Source organism: Rhodococcus sp. UNC23MFCrub1.1 (genome assembly GCF_000686025.1).
Classification (GTDB): Bacteria; Actinomycetota; Actinomycetes; order Mycobacteriales; family Mycobacteriaceae; genus Rhodococcoides.
Map to the genome: position 1 here is coordinate 586,786 of NZ_JMLQ01000003.1, position 14,369 is coordinate 601,154.

The window sequence follows — 14,369 nt, forward strand, 5'->3', positions numbered from 1 at the left end:
CGATCTCCACCGAATGCCGAAGGGCTTCCCCGTGATTCGCATGCTGACGTTCGCCGTGCTCCTGGCGATCGTGACGTTCGTCCTGCACCGCCGTCTGGTGGTGGCCACCGGACTCACCGGCGCCGCGCGCCTCGCCGCAGATGCCGTTCTCGTGGTGTTCTGGGCCGCCGCGGTGGTCGGGATCGGCAGCGGTGAGGTACTGGATCCCTCGTGGGCCCGCTACGTCGCGTACCCGGGTCTGACCTGGCTCGCCGCACTCCTGTACCTCTGCCTCGGTTCCCTGCTGATCGCCGTGGGCGCCCTGGTGGTGCGGATCGGAGCGCGTGTCGCCCACCGCGACGGGGTGTCCGCACGGCGCACCTTCGTGCGTCCCGCCACCGCCGTTCTCGTCCTCGGCACCGTGGTGGCCGTCGCGTACGGAGCCGTCGCGGCCGCCACCCCGAAGGTGACCCGGACGACAGTCGAACTCGCAGCACTGCCCGCGTCGTTCGACGGTGTGCGGGTGGGACTGGTGTCCGACCTGCACGTCGGCCCGGCGCGCGGCGAGGCGTTCGTGCAGGGGGTCGTCGACACCCTCATGGCGGAGAAGCCGGATCTCGTCATCATCGCCGGGGACCTCGTCGACGGAACCGTGGACCTCGTGGGCCCGGCACTGGCTCCGCTGAGCGAACTGTCGGCGCCCCTGGGTGTCGTGGTCACCAGCGGCAACCACGAGTTCTATGCGGGCGACGGCGGCGCGTGGCTCGACCTGTACGACTCGCTGGGACTGCGGGTCCTGCGCAACGAGACGGTCCCGCTCACCCGCGGCGTCGACACGATCGACCTGGTCGGCATCGAGGACCTCACGGCGCCGGAACCGTACGAGCCGGATCTGGCGGCAGCCCTCGAGGGCACCGACCCGGCCCGTTTCCAGTTGCTCTCGGCGCACCAGCCCAAGCAGGCGACGCAGGCGTCCGATCTCGGTGTGGACATGCAGGTCTCCGGCCACACCCACGGCGGACAGATCTGGCCGATCGTGTATCTCGTACCGCTGCAACAGCCCTCGGTCCAGGGCCTCGACACCATCGGCGACACCACGCTGTACACCACCCGCGGCGCCGGCGCCTGGGGTCCCCCGGTACGCATCGGCGCGCCGCCCGAGATCTCTCTGCTGGAGCTCCGGACGGCGCGCTGATCACATCGCGTCAGTGGGTCAGGCGAAGGCCTCGATCGGCGGGCAGGAGCACACGAGGTTGCGATCGCCGTGTGCGCCGTCGATCCGCCGCACCGACGGCCACACCTTGGCGCGCGAGGTGCCGGCCGGGTAGACGGCCTCCTCGCGCGAGTACGGGTGCGTCCAGTCCGTGACGAGGCAGTGCGCCGTGTGCGGCGCGCCCCGGAGCGGGTTGTCGTCCACGGTCCACTCCCCCGACGCCACTCGTTCGATCTCCGCGCGGATGGCGATCATGGCGTCGACGAAGGCGTCGATCTCGTCGAGATTCTCGCTCTCGGTCGGCTCGATCATGAGGGTGCCCGACACCGGGAAGCTCATCGTCGGTGCGTGGAAACCGTAGTCCGCCAACCGCTTCGCGACATCGTCGACCGTCACCCCGGTGCGCTTGGTGATGGGCCGCAGATCGAGGATGCACTCGTGCGCGACCATCGAGCGATCGCCGGTGTAGAGCACCGGGAAGTACTCGTCGAGTCGGCGGGCGATGTAGTTCGCCGACGCGATCGCGGTGAGGGTCGCGCGCCGTAGACCGGCGGCACCCATCATGCGGATGTAGGCCCACGTGATCGGCAGGATGGACGCCGAACCGTACGGTGCGGCCGAGATCGCACCGGTCTCACCGAGACCCTCCACGAACGGGTGTCCGGGCAGGAACTGCGCGAGGTGGGAGCGGACGCCGATCGGACCGACGCCGGGGCCGCCGCCGCCGTGCGGGATGCAGAACGTCTTGTGCAGGTTCAGGTGGCTGACGTCGCCGCCGAAGCGACCGGGGCGCGCCACGCCGACCAGAGCGTTGAGGTTCGCGCCGTCGACGTACACCTGGCCACCCGCGTCGTGCACCGCGGCGCAGATGTCGCCGATCTCGTGTTCGTAGACGCCGTGCGTCGAGGGGTAGGTGATCATGATGGCGGCCAGCGACTCGGCGTGCTCGGCCACCTTGGCGCGCAGGTCGTCGACGTCCACGTCACCGTTGGTGCGACACGCCACCACCACGACCTTCATCCCGGCCATCACGGCGGACGCCGCGTTGGTGCCGTGGGCGCTGGACGGGATGAGGCAGATGGTGCGTGCGTCGTCCCCGCGGCTGCGGTGATAGTTGCGGATCGCCAGCAGGCCTGCGTACTCGCCCTGGCTGCCCGCGTTCGGCTGCAGGGACACCGCGTCGTAGCCGGTGACCGCGACGAGCCACTCCTCGAGGTCGCTGATGATGCGCGCCATGCCGGGAGCATCGTCAGCGGGTGCGAAGGGGTGCAGGGCGTTGAAGCCCGGCCACGTGATGGGCTCCATCTCCGCGGTGGCGTTGAGCTTCATGGTGCACGAGCCCAACGGGATCATGCTGCGGTCGAGGGCGATGTCCTTGTCGGACAGCGCGCGGAGGTACCGGAGCATGGCGGTCTCGGTGCGGTACCGCGTGAACGCCGGGTGCGTCAGGAACTCCGACGTACGGGAGAGGGCGTCGGGAACGGTGATCGGCGCGGAGCCGGAGGCCGGCTCGACACCGAAGGCCTGCAGCACGGCCTGCACATGAGCGTCGATCGTGGCCTCGTCGCAGGAGATGCCGACGTGGTCGTCGTCGACGAAGCGGAGGTTGATCGCGGCGGTCGTCTTCGCGGCGGCGACCACCTCGGCCGCGCGGCCGGGTACGCGGGCGAGGACGGTGTCGAAGTAGTTCTCGTGCACCACGGTGACGCCACCGGCGCGCAGCGCGGCACCCAGCGAGGCCGCGTGGCCGGCGACGCGCCGCGCGATGGCGGTGAGCCCGTCGGCACCGTGGTAGCTCGCGTACATCGCGGCGACGACGGCGAGGAGCACCTGCGCGGTGCAGATGTTGGACGTCGCCTTCTCGCGGCGGATGTGCTGCTCACGTGTCTGCAGAGCCAGGCGGTAGGCGGGCGATCCGTCGGCGTCGACGGAGACGCCGACGAGGCGGCCCGGCAACTGACGAGCGTGGGAGGTGCGCACGGCCAGGTATCCCGCATGGGGTCCACCGAAGCCCATCGGGACGCCGAACCGCTGCGACGTGCCGAAGCACGCGTCGGCCCCCTGCTCGCCGGGCGAGGTGACGAGAGTGGCGGCGAGGAGGTCCGCGCCGACGGCCACGAGGGCGCCCCGATCGTGCGCCTCGGCGATCACCGACGTGAGGTCGACGATGCGGCCCGATGCTCCCGGCGTCTGCGACACGACACCGAAGAACTCGCCCTCGGGCAGGCCCGCCGCGAGGTCGGCGTCGACGAGCTCGATGCCGAGCGGCTCCGCGCGCGTCGCGATGACGGCGCGGGTCTGCGGGAACAGGTCGGTGTCGAGGACCAGGCGGGCCGACTTCGACTTGCCGGCACGGCGCAGCAGCGTCATGGCCTCCGCCGCGGCGGTGCCCTCGTCGAGCATCGAGGAGTTGGCGATGTCCATACCCGTCAGGTCGGACACCATGGTCTGGAAGTTGAGCAGTGCCTCAAGTCGGCCCTGGCTGATCTCGGGCTGGTACGGCGTGTACGCGGTGTACCAGGCCGGGTTCTCGAGGATGTTGCGCACCAGGACGGGCGGGGTGAGCGTGGCGCTGTAACCCTGGCCGATCATGGACGTCGCGACGGTGTTGCTCGCGGCCAGCGCGGCCAGTTCGGCGAGTGCCTCGTGCTCGGAGACCGGCGCGGGCAGAGCGTCCAGACCGTCCGCGATGCCGTCGACGACCGCGTCGAGTATGTCGGCGGGAACCGCGGCGGCAGCGAGATCGTCCAGGCTCGCCACACCGATGACGTCGAGAAGTCGCGCGGTCTGCTCCGTGTCGGGCCCGATGTGGCGGTCGACGAAGGTACGGAGTCCGGAGGTCGAGCGGGGTTCGGCGGTCACGTGATCTCCCGTGGTGGTGGCGAGGTGCACGCCCCACACGCAGGGAGGGACGCCCCTCTCCCTCTGTCGTGATGCCCGAGACCACCGGGCGCCTGAGAGATTCGGCCGCCGCGTGCGGCGCCTTTCCCCGTGGGCGGGTGGACGATTCCACCACTTTCCAGAGGCGTCGGAGCCCGCACGGTCCCGGGTGCCTGAGAGATTGACGGAGAGGTGCTGCTCCTTCGGCGCTCGTCGGGCTCGGTCCTGTGACGGACCGTGTCCCGGCGAAGCTCTCCCGCGCGGCGTCGACGCTTCCTCAGTATATGGGAGTGCGCGTTGGCGGGTCAGCCGGTCTTGCGGCTCGCGCGATTCTTGCGGCGGGAGGCGAGCTCGTCCTCGGGCGTCGGCTGGCTCTCGCCGCCGTCGGCACGCTCGGCGGGGAAGTCGGCGATGGCGCCGGTCAGTTCACGCATGGCTCCGCTGACCGCGATCCCGAAGACGCCCTGTCCGCCCTGCAGCAGGTCGACGACCTCCTCGGCGGACGTGCACTCGTAGACGGTGGTGCCGTCCGAGAACAGCGTGATGCGGGCCAGATCCGCCACGCCACGACGACGGAGATGGTCGACGGCGACGCGGATGTTCTGGAGCGAGATGCCGGTGTCGAGCAGTCGCTTGACGATCTTGAGAACCAGGATGTCCTTGAAGGAGTACAGCCGCTGGCTGCCGGATCCTGCCGCGCCGCGGATGGACGGCACCACGAGGCCGGTGCGGGCCCAGTAGTCCAGCTGCCGATAGGTGATGCCGGCGATCTGGCACGCACTGGGGACGCGGTAGCCGACCAACTCGTCCGGAACCGAATCGTCGGGGAAGAGACCGGGTTGCACCTCGTCCACGTCGTTCGATGCCAGCAGGCTCATCTGCTCCGGCTCCTGCGGCTGATCTGCCACGTGTTTCTCTCCCTCTCGGATGGTCCGCCTGGAGTCCTCGTCCGCGGACCTGTGCGGTACGCGCGGTGAGAACGACGATGACATCCGTGACGCTCGGCGAGGTCGAGAATACGCCCTCACCGCGGTGAGCGGCACGTCCTTCATCGACCCGAACGCTATGGACCGCGGAGCCGTGAGGCAACGCGCCACGCGGTAAGCCTCAACCTCAACTCAAGGGTGAGACTCGATCGTTATCTAACCGTCGGTCGCCTTGAAGTCGTCCGGCGAGATGGTGTCCAGAAATTCCTTGAACTTCTCCACCTCGTCCTCGCGCTCGTCGGGCATGACCAGACCGGCTTCGGCCAGAACGGGCTCCTCCGCGAAGATCGGCACGCCGGCTCGCAGGGCGATGGCGACCGAGTCCGACGGGCGTGCCGAGACACGCACGTCCTGGTCGAAGACCAGGTCGGCGTAGAAGGTGCCCTCCTGGAGATCGACGATGCGGACTTCCTTCAGGGATCGCCCGAGGGCCGTGACGATGTCACCGATGAGATCGTGGGTCAGCGGACGCGGCGGTTGCACGCCCTGCTGCTCCAGTGCGATCGCCGTGGCTTCCGTCTGGCCGATCCAGATCGGCAGGTACCGTTCGCCGTCCGACTCCCGCAACAGCAGAACAGGTTGATTCTGTGGCTGCTCCACCCGGATACCGATCACGCGCATCTCGCCCATCGCGCCGCCTCCCAGCTGCTGTGACTCGTCGCCCGCGCACTCGACGGGGCGGACGTGCTCTCCAGTGTATTGACCCGCGGCGCCGACGACCGGCCGTGCGAGCGGCCGACGCACGCCCTCGGGACTACTTGTCCAGTATCCCGTGCACCGCGGACTTGACCAATGACGTGTGCAGCGACAGCGACAACGCGGCCAGCTCCCGGACGAGCTCCTCGGCGCGGTCTCGCGCGCCCGCGTCACGGCCCAGCGCCACCGGCCCGGCGACCTGAGCCAGCAGGTTCGCCTCGCGGTCCGCGGCGAGCTTGAACGCGCGCAGATGCCGCACCTCGAGTCCGTACTGCGCCATCGCCCACGCGGTGCGCACGAGCACCACGGCTTCCTCGTCGTAGAAGCCGGCCGGACCCGCCGAGACGAGGCCGCTCTTCTGCAGTTCGAGCAGGAACGGCTCGTCCACGCCCGCACGCTCGAGCAGGTCGGCACGACTCATCCGGACGCGCCGCTCCCCGAGAAACTCGGTGGGCGAGACACTTCCGGGCGCCAGAGCCAGCACACGTGGCCCCTTCGGCGCCGCGGCGACACCGTCGGGACCCACGGAACGGATGCCGTTGTCCAGCGCGTCCAACTGCTCCTTGATGACCTTCAGCGGGAGGTAGTGATCACGCTGCGCCGTGAGGACGTAGCGCAGGCGCTCGCAGTCCTCGACGGAGAATCTCCGGTAACCCGACGCCGTTCGTTCCGGGGAGATCAGTCCCTCGGCCTCGAGAAAACGGATCTTCGAAATGGTGACGTCGGGGAAGTCCGGGCGCAGTCGATCGAGTACGGACCCGATCGACATGCCGCCACCGGACTGCTGCCCGACTGCCGTCATCAGCTACCTGCGCCGGCAGACGTCTCGCCGAGCTGGCCGCCTGCGGACTGACCCTTCGGACCGGTCAGGAACACGAGGCGGAACTTGCCGATCTGCACCTCGTCGCCGTTCGCCAGAACGGCGGAGTCGACGGGCTCACGGTTGACGTAGGTGCCGTTGAGGCTGCCGACATCGACGACCTGGAAGTCCTCGTCGTCCTGACGGAACTCCGCGTGGCGACGGCTCACGGTGACGTCGTCGAGGAAGATGTCGCTGTCCGGGTGGCGTCCCGCGGACGTCGTGGGCTGGTCCAGCAGGAAGCGAGAGCCCGCGTTGGGGCCCCGCTTGACGACGAGCAGGGCGGAACCGACGGGCAGACCCTCGACTCCGGAGACCGGTGCGTCGGAGGAGCCCTGGGGCGCCGCTGCGGAATCGATCTCGTTCAGGAAGTCCGCTCGGAAGACCGAGGTGGTCTCCGCGGGGGACTCTCCGTAGACGCCGTCGTTGCCGTTATCGCTCACGTTTCTCCTCCTCGATCTGATCGCCCCTCACCCACGAGGCGATTCAGCACATTCTCTTGTCACGCTTGTCTGACGGTTCCGCGGTTCCCCGACCGGGGTGCCGCCGAACCACGTGAGGACCTTACCGACCGTACCTTGCACACACCGTCGCCCGGGCGTGCTTGCCCGCCCGCCGGGCACGGCTGTTACGTGGTCGTGATCGACGCGTACCCCTCGGCGTCCATCATCGCCTCGAGAGCGTCGTCGAGATCGCTCTCGGAGTCGACGGACAGGTCCACGAGCCAGCCGGCGCCGTACGGATCGCTGTTCACCAGTTCGGGGTCGCCGTCCAGTTCACCGTTCACTGCAACCACTTTGGCCGACAGCGGGGCGTAGATGTCGGAGACGCTCTTGGTGGACTCCACCTCGCCGAGCGACTCACCGGCCGACACCGCATCGTCCTCGGTGGGCAGCTGAACGAAGACGACGTCGCCGAGCTGCGACTGTGCGTAGTCGGTGACGCCCACGCGCACGGTGGTGGGGCCGGTCCGCTGGACCCATTCGTGCTCGGCCGTGTACCGCAACTCGGTGGGGATATCGGTCTGGCTCACGTGAACCGGGTCCTTTCGCAGGCGTTGTCGCGGTGCGGACGAGGAGAACCGCACTCGCGCTGAGCGTATTGGCGAGCTTTCCGCCTCCGCAAGGCGGGCGCTCCCCGGCTCATCGTGCGGCGAGCGGGAGGCGTCGGACCGGACCGAGCGCCAGGCCGAGATACAGCGCGCCGGTGTAGAGGTACAGCGCGGTCCCCCACACCAGCAGGGCCTGCGCGGGAACCGCGATCACGTCGGCGCCGACCCAGTCCACCCGCGCGGCGAGGAGGAACGGCAGGGCGCTCATCAGAACGAACGTCGCGGCCTTGCCGAGGTAGATCACCTCGGGCGGAGCGAGTCCCCGCCGCCGGTAGAGCAGCAGGGTGAGTGCGAGGATGCCGTCCCGCGCGATCAGCACCACGGCCACCCACCACGGGAGGATGCCCGCGAGGGCGAACCCCACCAGTGTGGTGACGACGTACAGGCGATCGACGAACGGGTCGAGCAGAGCACCCAGGGCCGACGACTGGTCGAGCAGCCGGGCGAGCTTGCCGTCCAACCAGTCCGTGGCCCCGCTGAGCAGGAGCAGCAGTAGCGCCCAGCCGTACGCCTGCTCCCCCAGCAACAACCACAGGAACACCGGCACCCCGAGCAGACGAACGACACTCAGAGCATTGGGCACCGTCAGGATGCGATCGCCGACGACACCGGCGACCACGTCGCGAGGGCTGTCGGACGCCGGATCGGTCATCCCCCGAGCTTTCCACACGGGCGCGCCGTCCGGATCCGACGAGCCGCTACCGCCAGGCGAAGACCGGCTGCTCGTAGTCGTGCACGCGGGTGTGCCGCCCACCGAGCACCACCTCGCGGAACTGGTGCACCACCGCGCCCGTGGGCGCGTGCACCAGGCTCGAGCGAAAAGGCCACTGCACCACCGGTCGCGGCGACTCGGCGATCGACACGAACCGGGCGTCGACGTCGATCTCGTCCGCGGTGACGCGGTACAGGAACTCCACCTCGTCCGGATTGGGCACCGCGTCCCCGGTCCAGTCCGCGATCCACACCACGAACGGACGGATGACGTAGCCGGAGCGGGTCCGATAGTCGTCGAGCGTCCCGAGCACGGAGTCCGGGCCGACTCGGATGCCGACCTCCTCGTCGAGTTCGCGCAGGGCGGCCTCGACCGGTGTCTCGCCGTCGTCGACACGCCCGCCGGGCAACGCGAACTGACCCGGATGCGCGCGCATACGGGAGGGCCGCTTCGTCAGCAGCACGTGCCGATCGCCGGGCTCCCCGCCGACGGCCACCACGACCGATGCCCGCCGCTCGTCACCGCCCTCGATGAGCCGACTCTCGAAACCGTTCAGCGTCCGCACGATCTCTGCACGTTCGAGGCGCGTGTCCATCAGGCGACACTAGCCAGGCTCACCGGGCCGGTGCGCGCAGCGCGCGCACGGCCGGCGCCGCCGAGTACGGCAGGATGCGCGAGCGATCCGCCGGAAGGGCCAGCTCCACGACAGCGGACTCGTCGATCCGGTACGGCTGCGCGAGCACCACGCCGGCGAAGGCCTTGCGCAGCCGTGACATCTCGGCCCGGACCGTGATGGCACGGCCGTTGTCGCCGAACAGTTCCGTCGCGAGTTCTGCCGCGGTGCGCCCGTCCCTCCTCGCGGCGAGCAGGAAGAGGATCTCCGCGTGCCGAGGTGTCGGCTCGTGGGACCAGGTTCCGAAGGGACTCGACACCTCGACCACGGTGCGCGAGGGGTCGGACACGTCGATGCGGATGTTCGTCGGCGTCGACTCCCCGTCGACCACTCCGTCGCGTTGCGAGGACGCCGGTCGCACCATCCAGCCACCGGGCAGCGGCTCCAGATCGCACACGCCGAGCGTCGGTACCCACAGTCGGCCCGGCGTCACCTCGTCGGGGAGCAGCACCCGATTGCGCACCGGGACCGACGCCACCGCCGCGACCCACCCGTGCCCGTCGACGGCCAGCGCGGGCGTCTCCGACCGAGCCAGCATCGGCGCGGCCACCGAGCGCAGATTGTCGAGCGTGCGTCGATGCTGTTCGCGAAGTTGAGCTTCGGCGAGTCGAGACACGGCATCGATCAGCGCCAGCGTGGTCGGGTGCACCGAACTCGCGGGTCCGCTGACGTCGACGAGGCCCAGCACCCGGCCGGTACGCGGATCCTTGATGGGACTGCTCGCGCAGGTCCACGCGTGGTGAGTGCGCACGAAGTGCTCGGCGGAGAAGATCTGCACCGCCGAGCGCGAGACCAGTGCCGTGCCGATGGCGTTGGTTCCCACACTGTCCTCGGCCCAGTCGGCCCCCTCGACGAAGCCGAGCCGATCGGCGCGGTCGAGCACCGAGGGTGCCCCGCTGCGCCACAGCACCCGCCCGAGCCGGTCCGCGACCACCAGTAGGTTGTCGGAGTCCTGCAGAACCGAACGCAGGCTCCCGGTCAACTCCGGCAGGATCTCCACGAGCCCCGAGTCCCGACGCATCTGCTCGAGTGCCGCGGCGTCGACAGCATCGGCGGGTCCGCGGTTCTCCGGATCGACACCCAGGTTCATCACGCGCTGCCACGAGTCACCGATGACGTCGCGGGGGCGAGCGGGCGCGCGGGCACCCGACATGGTCGCGTCGTACACGGCGGACAGCAGCTGTGCGTACCGACGTGGGTCCTCACCTGCCGCGACGGCGGGCTCGGGTTCGGAGGTTCGAGTCATCGACACCGATTGTGCTCCACATCACAGTGCGCGTCATGCCCGGGTCTGTCCCGATCGGTCATCGGTAGACGAGTCCGCCGTCGATGAGACCGGCCTGACCGGTCATGTACGCCGCGTCGGGCCCGGCGAGGTAGGACACGTATCCCGCGACGTCGTCGGGAGTCTCGGCTCGGCCCAACGCGATACCGCCCACGAACTTCTCGTAGGTCGCGCCCTCCTCCGCGCCGGTCAGTTCGGCGAACCGCTTGTCGATGGTGACCCACATGTCCGTGCCGACCACACCCGGGCAGTAGGCGTTCACGGTGATCCCGGCGGACGCGTACTCCTTGGCGGCGGCCTGCGTGAGACCGCGCACGGCGAACTTGGTGGCGCTGTACACACCGAGCATCTCGAACCCGTCGTGCCCTGCGATGGACGACGCGTTGATGATGCGGCCGGGCCGACCGAGTTCGATGAACGTCGCGGCGGCCGCCTGGATACCCCACAGCACACCTTCGACGTTGATCGACAGGATGCGGCCGACCTCCTCCGGCGTGGCCTCGGACAGCGGGCCGACGAGTGCGATCCCGGCATTGTTGACCATGATGTCGAGACCTCCCAACTCGGCGGCGGCCCGGTTCACGGCGTCGAACACCTGGCGGCGATCGCTGACGTCGGCGACGATCGTCGTGGCTGCGCGACCGAGCTCCCGCACCTCGTCGGCGACCTTGCCGATGCCGTCGGGGTGCACGTCGACGAGGGCGATGTCCGCGCCGTCCCGCGCGAGTCGGAGGGCGATTCCCCTCCCGATTCCCTGTCCTGCGCCGGTGACGAGTGCGACCTGTCCGTCGATGCTCATGCGTGTCTCCTTCATGTGATGGTGGATGTCCGGGACGGAGGTCAGAGCGACGGATCGACGAGAACCTTCATCTTCGTGCCGGCATGCAGTGCCTCGAAGCCGTCGTCGATCACCGCGTCCATCCCGATGCGCGACACCCACCCGGTGGGGTCGTACACGCCGTCGGCCATCAGAGCGATGACGGCGTCGTAGTCGGCGGAGGTGTAGCAGAGCGACCCCTGGATGCGGGCCTCCTTCATCACCAGATCGAGAAGCGGTGTGGTGAGCGGCTTCTCGTAGATCGCCACGCTGACCATCGGCTTGCGGGACCCGACGCACGCCAGCGCGGTCGCCACCGCCGGCGCGACACCGGCCGCGTCGTACACGGCGTCGGCGCCGCGCCCGTCGGTCTCGTCGGCCACCAAAGCGGGGACGTCGACGGACGTGGGGTCGAGAGTGCGTGCACCGTGCGCCTCGATCGCTGCCCGCCGGGTCGCGGACGGCTCCACCACGAGGATGTCGTCGAGCCCCTTGCCGCGCAGCGCGAACCAGAGTCCGATGCCGATCGGTCCCGCCCCGAACACCATCGCGGTGTCGCCTTCGCGCACCTCACCCAGAGTCGCCGCGTGGTAGGCCACCGACATCGGCTCCACCAGCGCACCCAGATCGAGGGACACGGAGTCCGGCAGCGCGTGCAGCATTTCGGTCGGCACCACCGTGTACTCGGCCATACCGCCGTCGGACATCAGTCCGTGGAAGCCGATCGACTGGCACACGTTGTAGTTGCCGGCTCGACACGGACCACAGTGCCCGCAGCGGTACAGCGGTTCGATGGCGACACGGTCACCGATCGACCATCCCGTCACTCCCGCGCCGATCTCGGTGATGGTGCCCGAGAACTCGTGGCCGAGAATCAGCGGCATCTGCTGACCGGTCAGGGCGTGGGGCTCGGTGGGAACGAAGATGGGACCGGCGTAGTACTCGTGCAGGTCGGTACCGCAGATGCCGTTCGCGCCGACGGCGATCTTCACCTGGTCCGGTCCCGGGTCGGGCTCCGGGACATCGGCGATCTCGACCTTGCCGGGCCCGTGGTACACCGCTGCGCGCATCGTTCGACTCCTCACCCGCCGTCCCAGCGACGGCCGTGATCACCGTTCTATGTGACACGCGGCACAGCACGACAGGGTTGCAGTCGGTTGCACTTGCGACTGCAACCCGCTGCAACTCTTCCTCGGACCGCGTCCACGGCGTGTGCTGTGCATCACACGAGCACGACCACGGAACGACGAAGACGGAGTTGTCATGACCCAGACCCTCGAGCCACCCACGCAGACCACTCCGCAGGAGCGAGTAAATGCATGGTTGGCCGATTTCGAAGCGGGGCTCGCTGCGCGGGACATCGATCGAGTCGTCGCGATGTTCGCCGTCGACAGCTTCTGGCGCGACCTGGTGACGTTCACCTGGAACCTGAAGACCGTCGAGGGACGCGACGGTATCGCGGACATGCTGACGGCACGGCTCGCCGACGTCGGTCCGCAGGGTTTCCGCACGACCGAGACACCCGACGAGGCCGACGGTGTCACCTCCGCATGGATCGAGTTCGAGACCGCGACGGCACGCGGCAAGGGACATCTGCGGCTACGCACCGACGCGGAGTCCGGCGAGTCGCTCGCCTGGACCTTGCTGACGACGATGCAGGAACTGAAGGGGTACGAGGAACCGCGCGGGCACGCGCGACCGATGGGGGCTGTGCACGGCTCGAACAAGGAGACGAAGACCTGGGCCGAGCGACGCGAGGCGGAGGAGAAGGAACTGGGATACGGCATCCAGCCCTACGCCCTCGTCGTCGGCGGCGGTCAGGGTGGCATCGCTCTGGGCGCTCGCCTGCGTCAGATGGGCGTCCCGGCCATCGTCGTCGATCGCGGCGAGCGCCCCGGTGATCAGTGGCGAGGACGCTACAAGTCGCTGTGCCTCCACGATCCGGTCTGGTACGACCACCTCCCCTACCTGCCGTTCCCGGACAACTGGCCGGTGTTCGCCCCGAAGGACAAGATCGGCGACTGGCTCGAGATGTACACGAAGGTCATGGAGGTGCCGTACTGGTCGAAGACGACGGCCCTGTCGGCGACCTTCGACGAGGCGGCCGGGGAATGGACCGTGGTGGTCGATCGTGACGGCGAGGAGGTGACGCTGCGACCGAAGCAGCTGGTGATGGCGACGGGCATGTCCGGCAAGGCCTCCATCCCCGACTTCCCGGGAATGGACGTCTTCCGGGGCGAGCAGCATCACTCGAGTCAGCATCCCGGTCCGGACGCCTACGTCGGCAAGAAGGTCGTGGTGGTGGGCTCGAACAACTCGGCGCACGACATCTGCAAGGCGCTGTTCGAGACGGGCGCCGACGTCACGATGCTCCAGCGATCGTCCACTCACATCGTCAAGTCCGACTCGCTGTGCGAGATCGCGCTGGGCGACCTGTACTCCGAGCGCGCCGTCGAATCCGGAATGACCACGCAGAAAGCGGATCTCACCTTCGCCTCACTGCCGTACCGCATCATGCACGAGTTCCAGATCCCGGTGTACCAGCAGATCGCCGAGAAGGACAGGGACTTCTACGACCGCCTCGAGAAGGCCGGCTTCCAGCACGACTTCGGAGACGACGGCTCCGGACTCTTCATGAAGTACCTGCGGCGCGGCTCCGGCTACTACATCGATGTCGGCGCCTCGGAGCTGGTGGCGGACGGCAGCATCCACCTCGTCGGCGGCCAGGTCGACCACCTGACGGAGAACTCGGTGGTGCTGTCCGACGGGACGGAACTCGAGGCCGATCTCGTCGTGTACGCGACGGGCTACGGATCGATGAACGGCTGGGTGGCCGACCTGGTGGACCAGGAGACGGCCGACAAGGTGGGCAAGTGCTGGGGTCTCGGTTCCGACACCACCAAGGACCCCGGCCCGTGGGAGGGCGAGCAGCGCAACATGTGGAAGCCGACGCAGCAGGACAACCTGTGGTTCCACGGCGGCAACCTGCACCAGTCGCGGCACTACTCGCTCTACCTCGGCCTACAGCTGAAGGCTCGGTACGAAGGCCTGGACACCCCCGTGTACGGGCTGCAGGAGGTCCATCACCTGCGCTGACAGACGCGTGCGCCGTGTGCGTGTCCCTCGACACGCACACGGCGGTCGTCGGAGCGAGAGAA

13 protein-coding genes and 1 riboswitch are annotated in these 14,369 nt (G+C 68.9%); of the genes, 2 read left to right on the forward strand and 11 right to left on the reverse strand.

Annotated elements, in window-relative coordinates; all coding sequences use genetic code 11:
- The first annotated feature begins 31 nt into the window (after nucleotides 1–31).
- Entirely contained in the window at nucleotides 32–1,174 is a 1,143-nt protein-coding gene (locus BR07_RS0110635; protein WP_027505436.1) for a metallophosphoesterase, read from the forward strand.
- An 18-nt stretch (nucleotides 1,175–1,192) separates the two neighbouring features.
- On the opposite strand, the gene gcvP is transcribed toward BR07_RS0110635, so the two are convergent.
- The 11 genes from gcvP to BR07_RS0110695 form a co-directional block, all read right to left on the reverse strand.
- The gene (gene gcvP / locus BR07_RS0110640) at nucleotides 1,193–4,054 is read right to left on the reverse strand and encodes an aminomethyl-transferring glycine dehydrogenase (RefSeq protein ID WP_027505437.1); all 2,862 of its coding nucleotides are present in this window, start codon (nucleotides 4,052–4,054) and stop codon (nucleotides 1,193–1,195) included.
- A 168-nt stretch (nucleotides 4,055–4,222) separates the two neighbouring features.
- A riboswitch (glycine riboswitch) is annotated at nucleotides 4,223–4,341 on the reverse strand.
- Nucleotides 4,342–4,377: 36 nt separating this feature from the next.
- Nucleotides 4,378–4,980 carry a MerR family transcriptional regulator gene (locus tag BR07_RS0110645; RefSeq protein WP_027505438.1) on the reverse strand — a complete coding sequence of 201 codons (603 nt, stop codon included), beginning with the start codon at nucleotides 4,978–4,980 and terminating at the stop codon, nucleotides 4,378–4,380.
- Nucleotides 4,981–5,214: 234 nt separating this feature from the next.
- On the reverse strand, nucleotides 5,215–5,688 hold the full coding sequence (locus BR07_RS0110655) for a bifunctional nuclease family protein (RefSeq protein ID WP_027505439.1): 474 nt from the start codon (nucleotides 5,686–5,688) through the stop codon (nucleotides 5,215–5,217).
- 124 nt (nucleotides 5,689–5,812) lie between these two features.
- Nucleotides 5,813–6,556 (reverse strand): transcriptional regulator FtsR, encoded by a 744-nt coding sequence (gene ftsR / locus BR07_RS0110660; RefSeq protein WP_027505440.1) that lies wholly within the window; start codon nucleotides 6,554–6,556, stop codon nucleotides 5,813–5,815.
- Nucleotides 6,556–7,056 (reverse strand): glycogen accumulation regulator GarA, encoded by a 501-nt coding sequence (gene garA, locus BR07_RS0110665; RefSeq protein WP_027505441.1) that lies wholly within the window; start codon nucleotides 7,054–7,056, stop codon nucleotides 6,556–6,558. The genes ftsR and garA overlap by 1 nt, the downstream gene beginning before the upstream one ends.
- 185 nt (nucleotides 7,057–7,241) lie before the next feature.
- Entirely contained in the window at nucleotides 7,242–7,646 is a 405-nt protein-coding gene (gene gcvH, locus BR07_RS0110670; RefSeq protein WP_027505442.1) for a glycine cleavage system protein GcvH, read from the reverse strand.
- A gap of 109 nt (nucleotides 7,647–7,755) precedes the next feature.
- Nucleotides 7,756–8,376 (reverse strand): CDP-alcohol phosphatidyltransferase family protein, encoded by a 621-nt coding sequence (locus BR07_RS0110675; RefSeq protein WP_051613241.1) that lies wholly within the window; start codon nucleotides 8,374–8,376, stop codon nucleotides 7,756–7,758.
- Nucleotides 8,377–8,422: 46 nt separating this feature from the next.
- Nucleotides 8,423–9,031 carry an NUDIX hydrolase gene (locus tag BR07_RS0110680; RefSeq protein ID WP_027505444.1) on the reverse strand — a complete coding sequence of 203 codons (609 nt, stop codon included), beginning with the start codon at nucleotides 9,029–9,031 and terminating at the stop codon, nucleotides 8,423–8,425.
- A 19-nt stretch (nucleotides 9,032–9,050) separates the two neighbouring features.
- A complete protein-coding gene (locus tag BR07_RS0110685; RefSeq protein ID WP_027505445.1) occupies nucleotides 9,051–10,355 on the reverse strand; it encodes a GAF domain-containing protein in 1,305 nt (434 codons plus the stop codon).
- A gap of 58 nt (nucleotides 10,356–10,413) precedes the next feature.
- Nucleotides 10,414–11,193, reverse strand: a complete 780-nt coding sequence (locus tag BR07_RS0110690; RefSeq protein ID WP_027505446.1) for an acetoin reductase — start codon at nucleotides 11,191–11,193, stop codon at nucleotides 10,414–10,416.
- A gap of 41 nt (nucleotides 11,194–11,234) precedes the next feature.
- Nucleotides 11,235–12,281 carry a 2,3-butanediol dehydrogenase gene (locus BR07_RS0110695; RefSeq protein WP_027505447.1) on the reverse strand — a complete coding sequence of 349 codons (1,047 nt, stop codon included), beginning with the start codon at nucleotides 12,279–12,281 and terminating at the stop codon, nucleotides 11,235–11,237.
- 193 nt (nucleotides 12,282–12,474) lie between these two features.
- On the opposite strand from BR07_RS0110695, the gene BR07_RS0110700 reads away from it, so the two are divergent.
- On the forward strand, nucleotides 12,475–14,307 hold the full coding sequence (locus BR07_RS0110700) for an NAD(P)/FAD-dependent oxidoreductase (RefSeq protein ID WP_027505448.1): 1,833 nt from the start codon (nucleotides 12,475–12,477) through the stop codon (nucleotides 14,305–14,307).
- Nucleotides 14,308–14,369 lie beyond the last annotated feature (62 nt).

Excerpts from the sequence above, each read along its gene's own strand:
- BR07_RS0110690 (WP_027505446.1), bottom strand. The coding sequence starts at position 11,193 with ATGAGCATCGACGGACAGGTCGCACTCGTCACCGGCGCAGGACAGGGA.
- BR07_RS0110695 (WP_027505447.1), bottom strand. The coding sequence starts at position 12,281 with ATGCGCGCAGCGGTGTACCACGGGCCCGGCAAGGTCGAGATCGCCGAT.
- BR07_RS0110655 (WP_027505439.1), bottom strand. The coding sequence starts at position 5,688 with ATGGGCGAGATGCGCGTGATCGGTATCCGGGTGGAGCAGCCACAGAAT.
- BR07_RS0110685 (WP_027505445.1), bottom strand. The coding sequence starts at position 10,355 with ATGACTCGAACCTCCGAACCCGAGCCCGCCGTCGCGGCAGGTGAGGAC.
- BR07_RS0110675 (WP_051613241.1), bottom strand. The coding sequence starts at position 8,376 with ATGACCGATCCGGCGTCCGACAGCCCTCGCGACGTGGTCGCCGGTGTC.
- BR07_RS0110700 (WP_027505448.1), top strand. The coding sequence starts at position 12,475 with ATGACCCAGACCCTCGAGCCACCCACGCAGACCACTCCGCAGGAGCGA.
- BR07_RS0110680 (WP_027505444.1), bottom strand. The coding sequence starts at position 9,031 with ATGGACACGCGCCTCGAACGTGCAGAGATCGTGCGGACGCTGAACGGT.
- ftsR (WP_027505440.1), bottom strand. The coding sequence starts at position 6,556 with ATGACGGCAGTCGGGCAGCAGTCCGGTGGCGGCATGTCGATCGGGTCC.